This is a genomic window from Kitasatospora sp. Xyl93, from assembly GCF_055383135.1.
The window spans coordinates 4,818,356-4,837,734 of record NZ_AP029185.1 but is presented as its reverse complement, the minus strand read 5'-3'; the positions used below and the strand labels follow the sequence as shown (position 1 = coordinate 4,837,734).

The 19,379-nt window shown below is 75.9% G+C and carries 11 protein-coding genes and 1 riboswitch; of the genes, 2 read left to right on the top strand and 9 right to left on the bottom strand.

The genetic code is table 11. From position 1 onward, the window contains the following. Window positions 1–170: 170 nt before the first annotated feature. Window positions 171–1,082 carry a transglycosylase family protein gene (locus ACZ5GH_RS21680; RefSeq protein WP_464335062.1) on the bottom strand — a complete coding sequence of 304 codons (912 nt, stop codon included), beginning with the start codon at window positions 1,080–1,082 and terminating at the stop codon, window positions 171–173. Between the two features lie 5 nt (window positions 1,083–1,087). Next, window positions 1,088–1,254, bottom strand: a riboswitch (cyclic di-AMP (ydaO/yuaA leader). Window positions 1,255–1,473: 219 nt separating this feature from the next. Then, on the bottom strand, window positions 1,474–2,826 hold the full coding sequence (locus ACZ5GH_RS21675) for a cytochrome P450 family protein (protein WP_464335061.1): 1,353 nt from the start codon (window positions 2,824–2,826) through the stop codon (window positions 1,474–1,476). Window positions 2,827–3,148: 322 nt separating this feature from the next. Between ACZ5GH_RS21675 and ACZ5GH_RS21670 the strand changes: the two genes are divergently transcribed. Further along, window positions 3,149–3,571, top strand: coding sequence for an SDR family NAD(P)-dependent oxidoreductase (locus tag ACZ5GH_RS21670; protein ID WP_387749591.1), 423 nt, complete (start codon window positions 3,149–3,151; stop codon window positions 3,569–3,571). A gap of 4 nt (window positions 3,572–3,575) precedes the next feature. Here ACZ5GH_RS21670 and ACZ5GH_RS21665 read toward each other — a convergent pair whose 3' ends face one another. The 4 genes from ACZ5GH_RS21665 to ACZ5GH_RS21650 form a co-directional block, all read right to left on the bottom strand. After that, the gene (locus tag ACZ5GH_RS21665; RefSeq protein ID WP_464335060.1) at window positions 3,576–4,631 is read right to left on the bottom strand and encodes a nucleoside triphosphate pyrophosphohydrolase; all 1,056 of its coding nucleotides are present in this window, start codon (window positions 4,629–4,631) and stop codon (window positions 3,576–3,578) included. A gap of 109 nt (window positions 4,632–4,740) precedes the next feature. Continuing rightward, a complete protein-coding gene (locus tag ACZ5GH_RS21660; RefSeq protein ID WP_387749586.1) occupies window positions 4,741–6,369 on the bottom strand; it encodes a serine/threonine-protein kinase in 1,629 nt (542 codons plus the stop codon). Further along, window positions 6,366–7,076: a hypothetical protein gene (locus ACZ5GH_RS21655; protein ID WP_464335059.1), complete on the bottom strand. Its 711-nt coding sequence runs from the start codon at window positions 7,074–7,076 to the stop codon at window positions 6,366–6,368. Before ACZ5GH_RS21655 ends, ACZ5GH_RS21660 begins: the two co-directional genes overlap by 4 nt. 157 nt (window positions 7,077–7,233) lie before the next feature. After that, window positions 7,234–9,435: an N-6 DNA methylase gene (locus ACZ5GH_RS21650; protein WP_464335058.1), complete on the bottom strand. Its 2,202-nt coding sequence runs from the start codon at window positions 9,433–9,435 to the stop codon at window positions 7,234–7,236. Window positions 9,436–9,649: 214 nt separating this feature from the next. Here ACZ5GH_RS21650 and ACZ5GH_RS21645 point away from each other — a divergent pair, with 214 nt between their 5' ends. Next, a complete protein-coding gene (locus ACZ5GH_RS21645; RefSeq protein ID WP_464335057.1) occupies window positions 9,650–10,324 on the top strand; it encodes a DUF4352 domain-containing protein in 675 nt (224 codons plus the stop codon). Window positions 10,325–10,456: 132 nt separating this feature from the next. On the opposite strand, the gene mfd is transcribed toward ACZ5GH_RS21645, so the two are convergent. From mfd to ACZ5GH_RS21630, 3 genes are all read right to left on the bottom strand, one after another. Then, complete coding sequence (gene mfd, locus ACZ5GH_RS21640; protein ID WP_464335056.1) at window positions 10,457–14,086, bottom strand: transcription-repair coupling factor; 3,630 nt, start codon at window positions 14,084–14,086, stop codon at window positions 10,457–10,459. Between the two features lie 808 nt (window positions 14,087–14,894). After that, complete coding sequence (locus ACZ5GH_RS21635) at window positions 14,895–16,322, bottom strand: coiled-coil domain-containing protein (RefSeq protein WP_387749573.1); 1,428 nt, start codon at window positions 16,320–16,322, stop codon at window positions 14,895–14,897. A 265-nt stretch (window positions 16,323–16,587) separates the two neighbouring features. Beyond that, the gene (locus tag ACZ5GH_RS21630) at window positions 16,588–19,353 is read right to left on the bottom strand and encodes an SUKH-4 family immunity protein (protein ID WP_464335055.1); all 2,766 of its coding nucleotides are present in this window, start codon (window positions 19,351–19,353) and stop codon (window positions 16,588–16,590) included. Window positions 19,354–19,379: the final 26 nt, after the last annotated feature.

Here is a 19,379-nt window from a genome sequence, read left to right as displayed (position 1 = left end):
CAACGTGTGGCCCCGCTACGCACCGGTAGTTCACCTGCTTGCCCCAGCTTGTCCCACCGGAGCGGGCGAATGCGGACGAAGGGGACCGGTAGGACCGGTCCCCTTCGGACGGCGGGGTGGAACGGTGTCGGCGTCGGGCGCCGACGGGCGTCAGCACCGGGCCCGACGGCTCAGCCGAGGTGCAGCACCTGGCCGGGCATGATCAGGTTCGGGTCGCCGCCGACGGTGGCGTGGTTCTGGTCGTACAGCGCGTGCCACCCGCCGGACACGCCCTGGGCGGCGGCGATGGTCGACAGGGTGTCACCGGCGCGCACGGTGTAGTCGTGGCCGGTGGCCTGCGGGGCCGACTGCGCGGCCTGCGGGGCGTACTGCGGCTGGGCGGCCTGGCCGGCGTACTGCTGGTAGACGCTCTGGTGGCTGGTCCAGTACCAGGCGCCGTTGTTCTGGTACCAGTACACCTTGGCGTCGGCGTCCCAGCCGGCGTGACCGGAGAAGCCCGGAGCCTGCGCCTGCTGCTGCGGGGCGGCCTGCTGGACCGGCTGCGCGGCGGGCCTCTGCACCGGCTTCTGGGCGACGGGCTGCTGCGCGACCGGCTTCTCGGCCGGCTTGGCGGCGGGCTTCGGGGCCTGCTGCTTCGGCGCCTGCTGCTTGGCGGCGGACTGCGGCTTGGCGTCCGAGGAGGTGTCGACCACGGCCGGGGCGCCGCCCTTGGTCAGACCGGCCTTCTGGGAGCAGACCGGCCAGGCGCCCGGGCCCTGCGAGGCCAGGACCTTCTCGGCGACCGAGATCTGCTGGGCCTTGCTGGCCTGGTTGGCCTGCGCCGCGTAGGCGGTGCCGCCGTACGCCTTCCAGGTGCTGGAGGTGAACTGGAGGCCGCCGTAGAAGCCGTTGCCGGTGTTGATGCTCCAGTTGCCACCGCTCTCGCACTGGGCGACGGAGTCCCAGGTGGAGGCCGGGGCGGCGGAGGCGCCGGTGGCGGTGAGGAGCGGCATCGCGAGTCCGACGCCGGCCACACCGGCGACGGCGATGGCCTTCTCGGTCTGGGTGCGACGACGGTGGCGGCCAGTTCCAACGAACAGCATGAAGAGGTCCCTCTCCGCACGCCTGCGAGGTGAGCTGTCGGGTTCGGACCGGGAGGTGGCCCGGCCGCCGTACGCGGAAACGATTCCGCTCAGGCGGCTTCACCCCAAGCCGTGGGAGACGGCAACAAACCTGGTTCCCCCGCCCCTGCCCAGGGTCTGGTCGGTTTCCCGTGGCGCGGCGGGCAGGATTCGGCGTTCCGCGCACGAGGTCCGCAGCTGCGAACTCCAGGGAGAGTAGACAGATCATCAGACCGATCACAAGCTCATATCGCAGATATCACACGACAATTACGGCCCGTATCCGATCGCCTACCAACGGCGGCGTTATGTCCGGATTGATGGGTGTTCACACCCTATCGGCGGGCGGTCGGCGACCTCTATCAGCGCGGTCTCAGCCTGTCGCAGGCCCGGACGGGGCCTGCGGAGGGGTGTGCGGAGGGATGTGCGGGGAGCGGCTCTCCGGGCTGAATTCCACCGGCAGTTCGCGCAGCCCACGCATGATCAGACCGCCGCGCCAGCGCAGGTCCTCCGGGCTTTGCGCGAGCCGCAGGTCCGGCAGCCGGGAGAGCAGCGTGGCCAGCGCGGCACGCCCCTCCAGCCGGGCGAGCGGGGCGCCGATGCAGTAGTGGATGCCGTGCCCGAAGCCCAGGTGGGGGTTGTCCGTCCGGGCCAGGTCCAGGGTGTTCTCGGCCGCGAACCGGGCCGGGTCGCGGTCCGCCGCCGCCAGCACCACCAGCACCGGGTCGCCGACCGGGATGTCCACCCCGCCGATGGTCAGCGGGCGGGTCGCGAACCGCCAGGTCGCCAGCTCCACCGGCCCGTCGTAGCGCAGGAGTTCCTCGATCCCGGTCTCCAGCAGCGCGCTCTCCCCGCGCGCCACCGACTCCTGCAGCAGCCGGCGCTGCTCCGGGTTGCGCAGCAGCGCGTACGTGCCGTTGCCGATCAGGTTCACGGTGGTCTCGAAGCCCGCGAACAGGAGGATGAAGGCCATCGCCGCGGCCTCGTTCTCGGTCAGGTGCTCGCCGTGGTCACTGGCCCGGATCAGACCGGAGATCAGGTCGTCCCCGAGGTCCGCCCGCTTGCGGTGGATCAGCTCCAGCAGGTACGCCCGCATCCGCTTCACCGCCCGCCCCACGCCGCCGCGCTGGCTGCCGCCCTGGCCCGGCTTCGTGTGTCGCATCATCATGCCGGCCCAGTCGCGGAAGTCGTCCTGGTCCTCGGACGGCACCCCGAGCATGTCGCAGATCGCGTAGATGGGGAGCGGGAAGGCGAACTCGTGGATCAGGTCCGCCGAACCGCGCTGCGCGAAGCCGTCGATCAGCCGGTCGGTGAGCTGCTGCACCCGCGGCTCGAACTCGGCCACCCGGCGCGGGGTGAACGCCTTCGACACCAGCCGGCGCAGCCGGGTGTGGTCCGGCGGGTCGATGTTCAGCAGGTGGGTCATCAGGTCCGCCTGCCGCTCCCCGGGGATGCCCACCCGTCCGGTGCGGTGCGCCTGCTCGCTGTGGTGCGCCGGGTTCTTCGACAGCCGGCTGTCCGCGAGCGCCTGCCGGGCGTCCGCGTACCGGGTCACCAGCCAGGCCTCGACGCCGCTCGGCAGCGTGGTGCGGTGCACCGGGGCGTGCTCGCGCAGCCAGGCGTAGGCGGGGTACGGGTCGGCGGCGAACTCCCAGGTGAACAGCTGCGGGGCGGGGGCGTCGGACGGCGCGGCGGCGGGCCGGGCGGGGTGGGGCTGAGCTGGCATGGATCGACCGTATCCGGTGCGACGGGACCGCCCTCCCTCCGACGGACCGCCTCCGGCGCGCCCGACGGCCGGTGGCCGGTCGGTTGCCGCCGCGTTGCCGGTTCCCGGCCGGTCCGTGGCCGGTCCGTGGCCGGTCCGTGGCCGGTCCGTGGCCGGTCCGTGGCCGGTCCGTGGACAGCTCTTGGCCGACTCTTGGCCGCGGGGCGGGCGTGAGCCTGGTCACCTGAGGGGTAATCCCTGTTGCGGGGGATCGGGACGTGCCTACGATCCTCCGCAGTACGCGTGGGCGCGGTGCGGTGTTGCCCACAGGGAGGAGCAGGCCATGCGGGTCAGCGGGTCAGTCGTCGTCGTCGCGGTCCTCGACGGCGGGTCGGGCGCGGGCCTCGCCCGCCGGTTCGCCGCGGCCGGCACCGTCGGCATGCTGATCGCCGACCAGCACGTCGGCATCGCCGAGGACCTCGCCGCCGAACTCGACCGGCCGGGCTGCCCCGTCGTCGGCGTCTGCGGCGACATCCGCCGCCCCAGCGACGTCGCCGCCCTCGTGGACACCGCCGAGAAGCACCTCGGACCGATCGACCTGTTCGCCGTGGCCGGCCCGGGCGGCGAGCGGATCATCTCGCTGGCCGAACTGCCCGCCCACCTCGACCTGGAGCGGCTCGCCGAACTGGTCGTCCTCGTCGGCGAGGCCATCGGCGAGCTCGTCCCGCCGCAGCGGCGGCCCGAGCCCGCCGCCACGGCGGCCTGAACCGCTACTCCCCGTCCGGCTCCCCGGCCGGCCCGAGGCCCTCGGCCGCGCGCACCTCGTCCCGGTAACCGCGCGCGGCCGACCGCAGCGCCGCGTCCACGTCCACCCCGGCGTCGTGCGCCCGCTGCGCCACCGCGAGCAGCAGCCGGCCCGCCGAGTCGGCGGTCAGCTCGGCGGGCAGCTCGTACGGCTCGTCCGGCACCCCGGTGAAGCCCGCCCGGCGCACCCGGGACACCAGCTTCGCCGCGTACGCCAGCGCGGGCAGCCCGGCCGGCACGCCGTCCAGCACCGACTCGCGGTCCGCCTTCTCGGCCGCCTTCAGCTGCTCCCAGTTCGCCTCCACCTCGGCGGCGCCGCCGGCCTCGGCGTCCCCGAACACGTGCGGGTGCCGGTACATCAGCTTCTCGACGATGTCCCCGGCCACGTCGTCGACGGTGAACGGCTCGGTCGGGTGCTCCTCGGCGATCCGGGAGTGGAAGAACACCTGCAGCAGGACGTCGCCCAGCTCCTCGCGCAGCGTCCCGCGGTCCCCCTCCTCGATCGCCTCGACCAGTTCGTACGCCTCCTCGACCAGGTACTTAACCAGGCTCTCGTGCGTCTGCTCGGCGTCCCAGGGGCAGCCGCCCGGGGAGCGCAGCCGGTCCATCACCGTCACCAGGTCCAGCAGCCGCGACCCCGGCAGGTCGTACGAGCCGGGCAGCACCTCGATCTCCGGCACCTCCCCGGCGTGCTCCACCGCGAGCCGCGCCAGCGCGTCCGTCAGCCCCGGGTCCCCGTCCGGGCTCCCCAGCCACACCGTCGGCCCGGCCCCGGCCGGCTGCCCGGTCAGCAGCCGCGCCAGCGCGGGCGCCGACCGGGGCGGCACGACCTCCACCGCCACCCCGGCCTGCCGCACCGCCGCCACCTGTGGATGCCCCTCGTCCCCCACCAGCACCCGCCCCGCCGACCGCAACGCCTCCCACGCCGGCCACGCCAGCAGGCCGGGAGCCACCCGGTGGGTGGTGGTCAGCAGGATGAGCTTCGCGCCCGGGGCGTTCGTCGGCACAGCATTCGTCGTCACACCCCGAACCTACTCTGCCGCCCTCCGGTGGTGCGGAGGTGCGGAGGTGGGGAGGTGCGGAGGTGGGCCGGTGGGGAGGTGCGGCGGCGGACGGTGTCCGCTGTGGGGGTCAGCGCGGGGCCGGGGGCCACGGCGTGGTGGCGGGGGTGAGGGTGGCGAGGGACTGGCGGAGGCGGCGGACGGCGGGGTGGTGGGGGCCGTCGCGGCGTTCGCGGTCGAGGAGCAGCGGGAGCAGCCACTGCCAGGCGTTGTGGGCGTCGCCGGTGGCGGCGAGCTGGAGGCCGATGCGTTCGCGCAGGTCGTAGCCGCGCTCGGGGTCGGTGTCGAGGCCGGACTCCAGGCGGGCGGTGTGGGCGGAGAGGAGCGCCTGGTACTCGGCGAGGGCCTCGGCGCCGTGGCCGAGCCGGTCGAGGCAGAGGGCGGCGCGGTAGCGGTGGTCCAGGCCCTGGGGGCCGTGCGGGCCGCCGTCGGCGGTCGCCGCGAGGCGGCGGTACTCGGGGAGGGCCTGCTGAGGGTGGCCCTCGTGCAACAGAGTGCGGGCGTAGATGGTGCGGATGGTGCGCACCAGGGGCGCGGCGTCGCCGAGTTCGGCCTCGGCCCGGGGCAGCAGGCGGGCGGCGAGGCCGAGCACCTCGGCGTGCCGGCCGGCGTCGACCAGGTCGGAGAGCCGGGCGCACTCGGCGCCGAGGTCCGGGCCGGCCGGGACGGGCGGGGGTGTCGGCGGGGCGGGCGGCATCAGGAAGGGCCGCGGCTCGGAGCGGACCGGCGGTGCCGGTACGGCCGCCGCGACCGGCGGCTGCGGCTGGTGCGGGTAGCGGAAGGGGCGGGCCGGGTCCGGCAGCGGGGTGTAGCGGGGCTGCGGGGCCGCCTCGGCCGCGGGCAGCAGCGGGAGCAGCCGCGCGTACACGGCCCGGGCGTCGGCGGGGCGGTCGGCGGGCTGCTTGGCGAGCAGGTCGAGCACCAGCCGTTCCAGCGGCTGCGGCACCTCGGGGCGCAACTCCCGCAGCGGGACGGGCGGCTCGTCGACGTGGCGGCGTAGGACACCGAGCGCGGTGGGGGCCCGGAACGGTTCCTCGCCGGCGAGCATCTCGTGCAGCAGGCAGCCGAGCGCGTAGAGGTCGCTGCGCGGGTCGGTGGTGGCGGCGAGGGCCTGTTCGGGCGCCATGTAGGAGGGGCTGCCGACCGGCACGCCGGTGAGGGTGAGCCGGGTGGTCTCGGTGTCCAGGGCGGTGGCGATGCCGAGGTCGAGCAGGACGGTGCGGCCGTCCTCGCGGACCATGACGTTGCTCGGCTTGAGGTCGCGGTGGACCACCGGGATGGCGTGGACGGCGGCCAGCGCGGTGCACAGCTGCGCGGCGACGGCCGCCGCGCGCTCGATCGGGAAGGGCGCGTCCTCGGCGATGAGGTCGGCCAGACTGACCCCGGGGACGCGCTGCATGACGAGGTAGAGCTCGCCCTCGTCCTCGCCCGCGTCGAAGACGGTGACCAGCCCGGGGTGGTCGAGCGCGGCCGTGACCCGGCACTCGCGCAGGAAGCGTCGACGCAACTCGTCGCTGTGGCGGGCCCGTTCGCCGCCGGAGCCGCTCCCTCCGGGGAGCAGGTGCTCGGGGCGGAGCAGCTTGACCGCGACCGGGCGGTGCAGCCGTTCGTCCTGCCCGGCCCAGACCTGGCCCATGCCGCCGTGGCCGATCTTCTCGGTGAGCCGGTAACGGCCCGCGATCAGCCGGGCGGCGGTCACGGGCGGTCCTCGCGGGCCTGGCGGCGCAGCAACTCGCCCAGTTCGCGCAGGTCGTGGTCGGTCTCGTGGGCCGGGGGCGCGGGGGGCGGCGCCGTGGGGATCGGGGCTACGGGCGCGGTCGGCGCCGTGGGGGCGGGCGCCCCGTAGCCGGGCACGGTCGCCGCGTACGGCGGCACGTTCGGCGCCGTGTACGACGGCACGTTCGGCGCCGTGTACGACGGCACGTTCGGCGCCGTGTACGGCGGGACGGCCCGTGGCGCGGCCGACGGCGCCGGCGGCCCGGCCAGCCAGACCGCGCGGCTGTCCATCAGCAGGAAGTGCGCGGGCGGCAGGAGCCAGAGCACGGCCAGCGTGACCGAACCGGTGGTGTCGGCGGTCGGGTTCTTCAGAGTGCCGGCGACCCCGGCTGAGACGATCATGGCGAGCAGCAGCGCGCAGAACACCACCGCACCGGCGATGTCGTACGCCCGCCGGCGCCGGACCGCCAGCAGCAGCGAGGGGACGGCCCCGAGCAGGCCGAAGGTGAGCAGCGGGGCCACCGTGCACAGCACCCGCGCGGTCACCCCGAACCGCCCGGGAATCGCGGCCTGCACGCCCATCGCCGCCGCCCCGGGCTGCACCCCCGGCACGGTGCCCGGCGGCTGCCCCGGCCCGTACGGCGTGCCGCCGGGCGGCGGCCCGAACTGCCCGGGGTACTGCCCTGACATGCGCACTCCTGAGCTGGTGAGGACCGTCACCGAGGGCGGTGCGAACGGTTCCGCCACACCGTACCGCCCGACCCGCCCGCCCCGGAGGCCCTTCCGCCCGACCGCAGCGACACCGGAGGACACCGGCACTGAGTCCGAGTCACCTCCACGGCGGCCCTCAGGCCGGCGGCTCCAGGGTGCCGGTCGCCAGGGCATCGGTCGCCGCCTGGGTGAGGCTGCGGCCGAGGGCGGCGGCTTGGGCGAGGGCGGTGTCGAAGGCGGCGAGGCGGGCGAAGGCGGCGCCGAGGCGCTGCTGGGCGGGGAGCGGGAGGCGGGGGAGCTCGACCCGGCGGATGTCGAGGCGGGCGGTGGTGGTGGCGTGGCTGGCGGCGCGCCGGGTGCCGGCGGTGGAGCGGAACTGGCCGGCCAGGAACTCGGGGTCGAGGGCGCCCTGGTCGGGCCGCAGGAGGTGGAGCTGGCGGCCGAGTGCGACGCCGACCAGCGGGCCGTCGGCGGGGACGACCCGGGCGGTGCCGCCGCCGAGGGCGGGGACCAGGACGTCGCCGGGGCGGGTGCGGACGTCTCCGGCCGGGCCGGGGCAGTCGGCCAGGACGGCGCTGGGCGCGGCGCCGGTGGCGAGGTCCTGGTCGGTGACGACGGGGGTGCCGCCCGGACCCGTCCCGATCGGGCGGGTGGCGGCGCCGGTGCCGGAGGAGAACACCTCCAGCGCGCCGCCGCGGACCAGCTCGCCGATGGTGACCGTCCCGACCGGAGCCGCCCCGGACGCCCCGGACGCTCCGCCGCCGGCTCCGCCGGACGCCCCGCCGGACGCCCCGTCGGGCGCGGCCGCCGGCCGCGGCAGCAGGGTGGCCGGGTCGGGCAGGCCGGCCAGCAGCTCGGCCAGCCGCCCGCCGAGGTGGCCGAGTTCGGCCGCGCCACCGAGCGGGGCCGCGGGCGGCACGTGCCGGGCCGGGGAGAGGTCGGTCTCGTCGTCCAGCAGGTCGATGGCGGCCATCGCCCGGTGGACGCCGGGGCGGTCGTCGGGGACCGGCAGGCCCTCGCGCGCGGCGAGGTCGAAGCCGCGCCAGGCCTCCAGGACGGTGCGCCGCAGCTCGGTCCAGTCGACCTTGTCCCGTCCGCCCTCGGCGGTCGGCGCCCCGGCGGCCCCGGCCGGACCGGAGGGCGCCGCCCCCGCGTCGAGCAGCAGCACCTGGCGGAAGTCGTCCCCCGGCCGGGGCGCGCGCAGCACCCACAGGTGCAGCGGGACGCCGTACGGCGGGGCGGCGCCGGCCGGCAGCGCGATGACGGCCCGCAGCGCGCCGGAGCGCAGCAGTTCGGCCCGGATGCGGCGGCCTGCCCTGCGGGCGGCGACGGTCGGCGGGAGCAGCAGCGCGGCGAGGCCGCCGGGGCGGGTGTGCGCGAGGCAGTGCAGCACCCAGGCGAGTTCGGACTCGCCGCGCGGCGGGACGAGCCCGCCGGGCCAGCGGGTGTCGAACTGCAGCTCGTCGTGGCCCCAGTCGCGTTCGTTGTACGGGGGCTGGCAGAGCACGGCCTCGAAGGTGTCGCCGGGGAAGCCGTCGGCGCGCAGGGCGTCGCCGGCCCGCAGGTCGAGCGGGAGCGGGCCGGGTTCGTCGGCGGGGGTGTGCAGGGCGAGCCGGAGCCGGGCGAGGGCGGCGGTCACCGGGTCGGCGTCCTGGCCGTAGCGGCCGGTGGTCGGCGGGTGGACGAGCAGGACGGCGCCGAGGCCGACGGCCGGGTCGAGCACGGTGGCGGGAACGCCGGCGACGGCGGCGAGCAGTTCGGCGGCCTCCGGCGGGGTGGGGCTGAGCTGCCGGGTGTTGGCCTCGGCGTACCGGGTGAGCAGTTGCTCGTACGCGCCGACCGGGCCGCTCCGGGCGGCGAGTTCGGCGAGCAGCCGGGCGAGGTCCAGCTGGGTGCTGCCGAGCAGGCCCGGAAGTCCGAGGGTGCGGGCGCCGTCCGGGCCGAAGGCGTGCACGGCGGTGCCGGTGACGGCCCGGGGCAGTGCGACGGCGAGCCGGGTGTCCGGCCGGTCGGCGAGTTCGGTCCACCGACCGGGCTCGCGGTGCAGCAGCAGGAGCAGGGCGCCCGCCTCGACCAGCGGGGCGGCGGGGTGGCCGGCCGGGTCGCGGAGGGTGTCGACGAGCTGCCAGACCCGCTCCAGCAGCGGGAGCTCGGCGATCTTGCCCTGGGCGCGCAGCCAGGACTCGACCTCCGGGAGCGCGAAGGCCGGGCTGGCGTCGGTGCCGCCGACCGGGCGCGGGAAGTCGGGGTGGCGGCGGCGCCAGTTGCTGACCGCGGCCCGGCCGACGCCGGCCAGCCGAGCGATCTCGGCGGCGGTCACTTCGGAACGGTCCGGCACGGGGGCTCCTTCGGTGGGGGCTGCGACCGCACAGCAGGGGCGGGGGCTGTGACCACACAGCATAGCGACGCCCCTCGTCAGCGGAGTTCACATGTGAACAGAGCTGTTTTGTGAAATCCCATTGACGCGGTTCACGTCCCGGTGGTGTGATCTCCCCGTCGCCGCCGAACGGAGGCGACGCAGGGGAACACCACCGATCCGCCGGGAGACACCCATGTCCGCGAACGCCCGCCGTACCGCCGTCCACCGCACCACCGTCCGTCGCAGCGCCACCCGCCGCACCGCCCTGCTGCTGGGCGCCGCGCTGGTCACCCTGAGCGCGACGGCGTGCAGCTCCACCAGCGGCCCCTCCGTCTCGACGGAGCCGAAGCGGACGGCGGCCGCCACCGGCTCCGAGGCCGCCAAGCCCGCCGACGGCAAGCCGGCCGACGGCAAGCCGGCCGAGAACAAGCCCGCGGACACCGGCAAGGCCGCCGCCAAGGTCGGCGACACCATCGCGCTGAAGGGCAACGATCCGGCCGACACCGCCGACGTGACGGTGGTGAAGGTGGTCGACAACGCCGAGGGCGGGGACGAGTTCACCCACCCGGCCGAGGGCAACCGCTTCGTCGCGGTCCAGTTCCGGATCAAGGCGAGCGGCAAGAAGGCCTACAGCGACGTCCCGGGCAACAGCGCCAAGGTGGTCGACACCCAGGGCCAGGCCTTCGGCACCACGATCGCGGACACCAAGGCCGGCCCGAGCTTCCAGGTCCCCGCCAACATCGCCCCCGGCGAGAGCGCCCTCGGCTTCGTCACCTTCGAGGTCCCGAAGGACGCCAAGCTCGACAAGGCCCAGTTCGGCCTCGACAGCGGCTTCGCCCCGCAGACCGGTCAGTGGAAGCTCGGCTGACGCGTCGGTTCACCCGGTTCACGGTCCGGCCCGCGGGTCGCGTCCCGTCAACGACGGTCGGCGCCCGTTCACACGAAACGGCGGCCCCGGGGCAGAACCCGAGACCGCCGTGGACCACCCCGAGGACGGGCGCTACTTCTTCGCCCCCGCCAGGTCGTCGAACATGGCCGACAGGAACTCGGTGCACCAGCCCAGCAGTTCCCGCCCGACCAGCGGCTTGCCGCCGATTCGCCCGGTGCTCGGGCGCGGCACCAGCAGTTGCCGGGCCGCCGACTTCACCTGGCTGCGCGGGTAGAGCCGGTTCAGCCGCAGCTGCTGGGACTCCCGCAGCTCCACCGGCCCGAAGCGGACGTTGGAGCCTTGGAGGGTGATGTCCGAGATCCCGCACCGCCGGGCGTACAGCCGCAGCGCCGCGACCATCAGCAGGTTCTCCACCGGCTCGGGCAGCTTGCCGTAGCGGTCCACCAGCTCGTCCCGGACCTGCGTGATGTCCTCCTCGGAGTTGACCGCCGCGATCGAGCGGTACGCCTGCAGCCGCAGCCGCTCGCCGGGCGCGTAGTCGTGCGGCACGTGGGCGTCGACCGGCAGCTCGATCTTCACCTCCAGCGGCTCCTCCTCCGGCTGCCCGCCGTTGGCCAGCGACTCGCGGAACTCCGCCACCGCCTCGCCGACCATCCGCATGTAGAGGTCGAACCCGACGCCCGCGATGTGCCCGGACTGCTCGCCGCCGAGCAGGTTGCCCGCGCCGCGGATCTCCAGGTCCTTCATCGCAACGTACATGCCGGCGCCCATCTCGGTGTGCTGGGCGATGGTGGCCAGCCGCTCGTGCGCGGTCTCGGTGAGCGGCTTCTCCGGCGGGTAGAGCATGTACGCGTAGCCGCGCTCCCGGCCGCGCCCGACCCGGCCGCGCAGCTGGTGCAGCTGGGAGAGGCCGAAGGTGTCGCCGCGCTCCACGATCAGGGTGTTGGCGTTGGAGATGTCGATGCCGGACTCCACGATCGTGGTCGACACCAGGACGTCGAACTCCTTCTCCCAGAAGTCGACGACGACCTTCTCCAGCTGGGTCTCCCCCATCTGCCCGTGCGCGGTGGCGATCCGCGCCTCGGGCACCAGGTCCTTCAGCCGGGCGGCCGCCTTGTCGATCGACTCCACCCGGTTGTGGATGTAGAACACCTGGCCCTCGCGCAGGAGTTCACGCCGGATCGCGGCCGAGATCTGCTTCTCGTCGTACGGCCCGACGAAGGTCAGCACCGGGTGCCGCTCCTCCGGCGGGGTGGTGATGGTGGACATCTCGCGGATGCCGGTGACCGCCATCTCCAGGGTGCGCGGGATCGGGGTCGCGGACATGGTGAGCACGTCCACGTTGGCGCGCAGCTTCTTCAGCTGCTCCTTGTGCTCGACGCCGAAGCGCTGCTCCTCGTCGACGATGACCAGGCCGAGGTCCTTGAACCTGGTCTCGGAGGAGAACAGCCGGTGGGTGCCGATGACGACGTCCACCGAGCCCTCGAACAGCCCCTCCAGGACGGCCTTGGCCTCGCTGTCGGTCTGGAAGCGGGACAGCGCCTTCACCGTCACCGGGAAGTTGGCGTACCGCTCGGCGAAGGTCGAGAAGTGCTGCTGCACCAGCAGCGTGGTCGGCACCAGCACCGCCACCTGCTTGCCGTCCTGCACGGCCTTGAACGCGGCCCGCACCGCGATCTCGGTCTTGCCGTAGCCGACGTCGCCGCAGATCAGCCGGTCCATCGGGACGGACTTCTCCATGTCCGACTTGACCTCGGCGATGGTGGTCAGCTGGTCCGGCGTCTCCGCGTACGGGAAGGCGTCCTCCAGCTCCCGCTGCCAGGGGGTGTCCGGGCCGAAGGTGTGGCCGGGGGCGGCCATCCGGGCCGAGTACAGCCTGATCAGGTCGGCGGCGATCTCCTTGACCGCCTTCTTGGCCCGCTGCTTGGTCTTCGCCCAGTCCGCGCCGCCGAGCCGGTGCAGCGTCGGGGCCTCGCCGCCGACGTACTTGGTGACCTGGTCGAGCTGGTCGGTCGGCACGAACAGCCGGTCGCCGGGGTGGCCGCGCTTGGCCGGGGCGTACTCCAGCACCAGGTACTCGCGGGTGGCGCCCTGGACGGTGCGCTGCACCATCTCGACGTACTTGCCGACGCCGTGCGCCTCGTGGACGACGTAGTCGCCGGCCACCAGCGCCAGCGGGTCGATCGCGTTGCGGCGGCGCGAGGGCATCCGGCGCATGTCCTTGGTGGAGGACCTCTGGCCGGACAGGTCGGTCTCGGTGATGACCGTGAGCTTGAGGTTCTCGTCGACGAAGCCGTGCTCGATGGAGCCGCAGGAGACGTGGACGACGTCCCGGGTGGGCGCCTCCGCGAGGTCGGCGACCAGCCGGGCCGGGATGCCCTCGTTGCCCAGCACCTCGGCGAGCCGGGAGGCCGGGCCGTGGCCCTCGGTCACCATGACGACCCGCCAGTCGGCGGCCAGCCGCTCCTTGGCGTCGGCGATCGCCCGGGCGGTGTCGCCGCGGTAGGCCTCGACGGCGTGCATGCCGAGGGTCAGCGTGTTGGCGTCGAACTCCAGGATGCCGTCGACGGTCGACTCGCTGGTCGCGAACGGGCTGACGGACCACCAGGCCAGCCCGATCCGGTCGGCGTGCTCGCGCACCTCGGCGAGCGAGCGCAGCGAGGCGGCGGAGACGTCGATGGCCTCCAGGTCGATCGGACGGTCCCCGCCGGACGCGGCCGCGACCCAGGAGGCGTGCAGGAACTCCTGGCTGGTCGCCACCAGGTCGGCGGCCCGAGTGCGGACCCGCTCCGGGTCGCAGACCACCGCGACGGAGCCGAGCGGCAGCACGTCCAGCAGCAGCTCCATGTCGTCCACCAGCACCGGCGCCAGCGACTCCATGCCCTCGACCGCGATGCCCTCGGCGATCTTGTCCAGGATCTCGGCCAGCCCGGGGTGCTCGGCGGACAGCTCGGCGGCCCGGGCCCGCACCTCGTCGGTGAGCAGCAGCTCCCGGCAGGGCGGCGCCCACAGGCCGTGCTCGGCGATCTCCAGCGAGCGCTGGTCGGCGACCTTGAAGTACCGGATCTCCTCGACCTCGTCGCCCCAGAACTCCACCCGCAGCGGGTGCTCCTCGGTCGGCGGGAAGACGTCCAGGATGCCGCCGCGTACGGCGAACTCGCCGCGCTTCTCGACCAGTTCGACGCGCGCGTAGGCGGCGGCGGAGAGCCGGCGGGCCACCTCCTCCAGGTCGTACGACTCGCCGCGCCGCACGGCCACCGGCTCCAGCTCGGCCAGCCCCTTGACCTGCGGCTGGAGCACCGAGCGGACCGGGGCGACGATCACCTGGACCGGCCCGGCCGCCGGGTCGTCCGCCCGCGGGTGCACGATCCGGCGCAGCACGGCCAGCCGGCGTCCGACGGTGTCCGAGCGGGGCGACAGCCGCTCGTGCGGCAGGGTCTCCCAGGCCGGGAACTCGGCGACGGCGTCGGCGGACAGCAGCGAGCGCAGCGACGCCGCGAGGTCCTCGGCCTCGCGGCCGGTCGCGGTGACGGCGAGCACCGGGCGGCCGTGGTCCCCGGCGGCCTGCCCGGCGAGCGCGCGGGCCAGTGCGGCGACGGCGAACGGCCGGGCGGCGGGCGGGCCCACCAGGTCCAGGTGGCGGCGTCCGCCGGCCGCGGCTCCGGGGGCGGTGGCCGCCTCGATCGCCTCGGCGAGCGCCGCGTCCCGCGCGACGACATCGAGCAGTCCGGTCAGACTCATCTAGGGTCTCTTCTTCGTCCCGTGGCTGGTGCTGCCCCCGGGCGGCGAAGGCCCGCCGGGGCAACGCGAACGGCCCGGCACGCCGAGCGGCCGGGGGTCTCCAGCCTACGCCGAGGCACCGACACACACGCGGTGCACGCCTTCGGCGGGGCCGGACCGGGGCCGGACCGGGGCCGGACCGGGGCCGACGGCGGCCTGGTCGGGGCCGGCTCCGGGCCGGGTCGGGAGCCGAACCGCCGGCCGTCCCGGCGCCCTCCCCGCACAGTCTTGTCAGGAGCACGTCCGGGGACGAACGACAGGACGGAACACCGGACCGCCCGGTGGACGAACCAACCGGGAGCCGCACCGGACCGGGCTCGGCTATCCGCCACGAACTGGACATACTCCTGTCACTGCCCGTCCATGGAGATCGCGCACCATGGTGAACGTGCCCGCCGCACCCAACCGTGGGGGATGGCTGTGGGGGCACTGTCGCACCACCGATGGGGGTCGGAGGTGCGAGGCCGGGCGGCCCTGGGTGGGGGCGCCCGCCCAAGCGCCGGGAACCGTGGCGCCCTTTCCTGGAGGGCGCCACGGGTCTCGGCCCCTTTCGTTCCGGGGCCCACCCCGCCGGCCGGCCGCCCATCCCGTAGCCGCCACCCCTTCTCCCGGTCCAACCCCGCCGCCCGGCCACCGCCCCGCCGCCCGGCCACCGCCCCGCCGCCCCGCCGCCCGGCCACCGGTCCGCCCGGCTCCCGGCACGGCGAAGGCCCCGACCACCCAAGGCGGGGGGCAGTCGGGGCCTTCGCGACGCTTGGCCGGCGGCCGGTCAGCGGCGGCGGTAGCTCACCGTGTGCGGGGTCGCGTAGTCGCTGCCGTCGTCCACGATGATGATCTTCGGTACGATCCGGGTCTCGTCCTCCGAGGGCTTCCCGGCGCCGTCCCCGGCGGCGGTCTTCCCGTCGGCGGCTCCGGCCGCCGGGCCGTCGCCCACCCTCCCGTCCACCGTCTCCCCGGCCGGCGGCGCGGCCGGCTTCGGCGGCACCGGGCCGGTCGCCACCCGCCCGCCGATGGCCTTGGTGGCGCTGCTGCCGACCACCGGGGTCCGCAGCACGGTCGCGGACTGCTCCTGGGCGGGCGCCTTGCCCGCGGCCGGGGCCTCGGAGGCCAGGGCCTTGCGCAGGTTCGCCACCGGGATCTCCCCGGTGTCCGCCTCCGAGTCCACCGGCGCGGCGTCGTCCACCGGCCCGGCGTCGACGACGGCATCGGCGACGGCGGCGTCCGCGACCGCGTCCCGCGGGGCCGGCGGCGCCGGCACGGCCGCCTCGGCGGAGTCCCTGGAGGCCCGGGCCGCCGCGGCCACCGCCTCGGGCTCGATCTGGCCGACCGCCGCCCCGGTGAGCGAGGCCAGTGTGGCCTTGATGTGGTCCAGGTGCTGCTGCACCGTGTCCAGCCGGGCGTCGTACTCGCGCTGCTCGCGCTCGCTCGCCGCGTTGATCTCCTCGGCCTCCCGGCGGGCCCGCTCGATCAACTGGTCGGCCTTGGCCTGGGCGTCCGTCTCCAGCTGCTTGATCCGGTTCAGCACGGTCTCCCGCTGCTGCTCCGCCTCCTTGACCCGGCGCTCGGCGGTCGCCGACACCTCCGCGTCCTCGGCGTCGGCCTTGGCCTGGGCGGCGGCGAAGGTCTCGTCGGCCTTGCGGCGCCGGGCGGCCAGCTCGGCCTCGGCCTGCTCGCCGGCCTCGGCGGCGGCCACCCGCACCTTGGCGGCGTAGGCGGTGGCGGCGTCCCGGACGGCGCGGCTCTCCCGGTCGGCGTCGGACCGGATGCTCTCGGCCTCGGCCCGGGTCCGCTCCTCGGTGCGGCGGGCGGCCGCGTCCGCGTCGGCCCGGGTCGTGGCGGCGTACTCCTTGGCGGCACTGGCGGCCGCCTGCCCGGCCTCGTAGACCTCGTCCCGGAGGTCCTCGGCGAAGCGCTCGGCCTTCTCCCGGACGGCGCGCGCCTCGTTCTCGGCCATCGCGGCCAGTCCGGCGGCCTGCTCGCTGAGCACGTGGTAGTCGGGGTCCGGGGCCTCCTCGGCGGTCCGGCGGATGTCGGCCAGCCGGGCCTCCATCTGCCGGATGCCTGCACCCAGGACGCTCAGCCGCTCCCACGCCTCGTCCCGCTGCGCGGTGAGAGCGGCGAGGGCTCGTTCGACCTGCTCGGGCGCGTAGCCACGGCGGGCCTGGGTGAAGCCGTACTGGGGGACGGCGTCGCTCATGGGCTCTTCCCCTCGTTTCGCGGGCTGCGGAGCCCATGATCGGACGGAACGGACGGATCCGGAACCGGTTCGGAGCCCGGGGCCGGATTCCGTCGCCGTACGGACCGGAATGTGTCGAGGACCGGACGAATAGACCCATCCTCTTGACCTATTTTGCGCAGATCCGGGCGAAACCCCAACGAGGCACAGCTGCGGCGGCATGCTGAAGGGGTCGTTCCGGACACCGGAACGACCCCTCCCACCTGCGAGGATCAGCGACGGTCCGCTACAGCAGGCCGTCCCAGAACTGCTCCAGCAGCACGGCCCACCACGTGTCCGCGTTCTGCAGGGCCGCCGGGTCGATCGCGGCGAGCTGGGCCTGGAAGTCGGTCGTCCAGCGACCGGCCTGGTCCGGCGTCAGCCCGTACCGCAGCCGCCACATCCGGCCCAGCAGGGCCAGCGAGCGGACGAACTCCGGTACACCGCTGTTGACGAACCGGGGCGGCTGGCCGGTTCCATCGATGTCCACGGCCACCACGTGCGCGGTGCCGTACTGGACGCACAGCTGGCGGCCGTAGTCGTTGCCCAGCACCAGGTAGCCGCCGAAGTCCGGGCCCGCGCCGAGGCCGCGCTCGGCGGCCAGCTCGGCGAGCGTCGGGATCGGACGGCCCTCCTGCGCCTGCGCCCAGAAGAACGGCCCGAAATCGCGCGGCAGCCCGGCCCACATCAGGGACTGGGACACCGGCTCGGGCACCCCCTGGCGGGAGACGGCGCGCTGCTCGTAGCGGAACAGGTTCTGCCCGAAGGCGGCGCCCGCCTCCTGGGCCAGCTGCTGCGGCGGGAGCGGCGGCAGCGCCTGGACCGTCCCCGGCGCGGGCAGCGGCACCCGGAACGGGCGGACCCGCTGGGCGCCGGAGGCCAGCTGGTGCAGCTCGTCCAGGTGGTCCAGCAGCTCGGCCATCCCGGCCTGCCGGGAGGCGTGGTCACGGCCGTACGGGGCGGTGTGGGTCAGGCGGACGTTCGGCCAGGACGCGGCGATCATGCGGTTGCAGTAGCCGCCCGGCAGGTCGCACGACTCCAGCTCGGTGTAGAGCTCCAGCACCTGCTCCGGCGGCACGTTGAGCCGGCGCAGGTCCTGGAGGATCTTCCACTCCGGGTGCGGGGTGCCGGGCTCGCTGCGGTGCAGCAGCTTCTGCTCCGAGCCGTCCGGGCCCCGGTAGCTGAGCGCGGCGAAGTACCCCGGGCCGACCGCGGGCACGCCCGGGGGCACCTGCGCGGACGGCGGCGAGCCGGGCGCCGCCGCCGGCGGGACGACCCCGGCGGCACCGCCCGCGTTCGGGTAGCCGTAGCCGGCCGCGGGCGCGGCCGGGGCCGCCGGGCCGCCGGGCGGCGGCGGGACGGCGGGGCCGCCGGACGGCGGGGTGCCCGGGTCCACCGGGCCGCTCAGCAGCGCCGGGTCGATCGCGCCCGCCAGCTGGGTCGCCTCGTAGGCCGTCCCGGAAGCGGACGGACCGCCCTGCGGGGCCGCCGTGGCCTCCCCGCCGCGCAGACCCGCCGGGGGCGGAGGCGGCGGGGTGGACGCGGCGCCGCGGCCGCCGGGGGCGGCGGCGGGCGTGCCGGAGCCCGGGGTGTGCTTCAGCCCGGCGGGCGGGGGCGGCGGCGGGACCGAAGCCGCGTTGCGCCCCAGCCCGGCGGGAGCGGCGCCCGCACCGGGGGCACCGGCGGGGCCACCGCGCAGCGCGGCCGGCGGGGGCGGCGGCGGGGCCGAAGCCGCGCCCCGGCCGAGTCCGCCCTGCGCCGCGGTGCCCTCCGGGGCACCGGGGACAGGGGTGCCGGGAGCCGGAGTGCCGGGGCCCGGGGCACCCGGCAGACCGGCCAGGCCGGGCAGACCGCCGGGCGGGGCCAGCATCGTCGGCGCGTGCTCGACCTGCGGGCCGGCGGCGGGCGGCGCGGCCGGGGCACCGGGCGGACCACCGGGGCCGGGCACACCGCCGGGCGGGGCCAGCATCGTCGGCGCCTGCTCCACCGGCGCACCGCCGGCGGGCGGCCCGGCCGGGGCACCCGGCAGGCCCATCAGCCCGGGCACGGCGTCCGGCGGCTCGGCGGCCGGGGCGGGCACCGGGGCCGGCGGGGCGGCGGGCGGTTCGGCGGCGGGCGGGGGGACCGGGGGCATGCCGTAGCCGCCGCTCGCCGGCGGCATCAGCATGGTCGCGGCCTCCGCACCGGCCGGCGCGGCGGGCTCGGGCCGGTCCGAGCCGGTGATCCGCAGCCCCTCGGGCATCAGGACGGTCGCGGCCTCGTCCCCGGCCGACGGCTGCCCCGGCCCGGCGGGCGCCACGGGAGCGGCGGGCGGGACGGGCGCGGGAGCGACAGGTGCGACGGGCGCGGGCGGCGCCGCGGGCGGCGGCACCGGCTCGTCGTGCGGGGGCGGCGCGAGCATGGTCGGCGCGTCCCCGGCGGGCCGGTCGGAGACCGGCGGCTCGGTCAGCACGGCAGGGGCGGGCCGCGGCGCCGGAGCCGGAGCGGGGACCGGAGCCGGAGCCGGCGCCGGAGCAGGCGGCTCCTCGACCGGCGCGACAGCGGCAGCAGCAGCGGCCGGAGCATCCGCGGCCTCCCCCTGCGGGCCGGCCGGAGCCGTCCCGAGCCGCTCCGCCTCCGCCGCGATCGCCGCGGCCCCCGCCTCCTGGAGCCACTGCGGCGGGCTGAGCAGGAAGGAGGTCGCCTCCACCGGCCCGGGCGCGGGCTTCGCCGCCCCGGCCGGGTTGGCCGCCACCGGCCGCCCGTAGACCTCCTCGTACTGCCGGACCACCTCGTTGACGGGCAGCGCGGGCCAGAGCGTGCTGGCGCCCGAGTCCCGGGCGATCACCAGCCGCGCCTCCCCCGAGCCGCCGCTCCCGCCCGTACCGCCGGAGCCGTCGTCCGCGGGCGCCACCGCCCAGCAGACGAAGCCCAGGTCGAACTCCCGGACCCGCACCTCGCGCTGCTGCGAGCGCGGCACCCCGCCGTTGATCCACTCCTCGGCGAGCTCCTGCGCCTGCGCGTACGTCACCACGCCCGGTTCACCCCTGTCCGCATCCT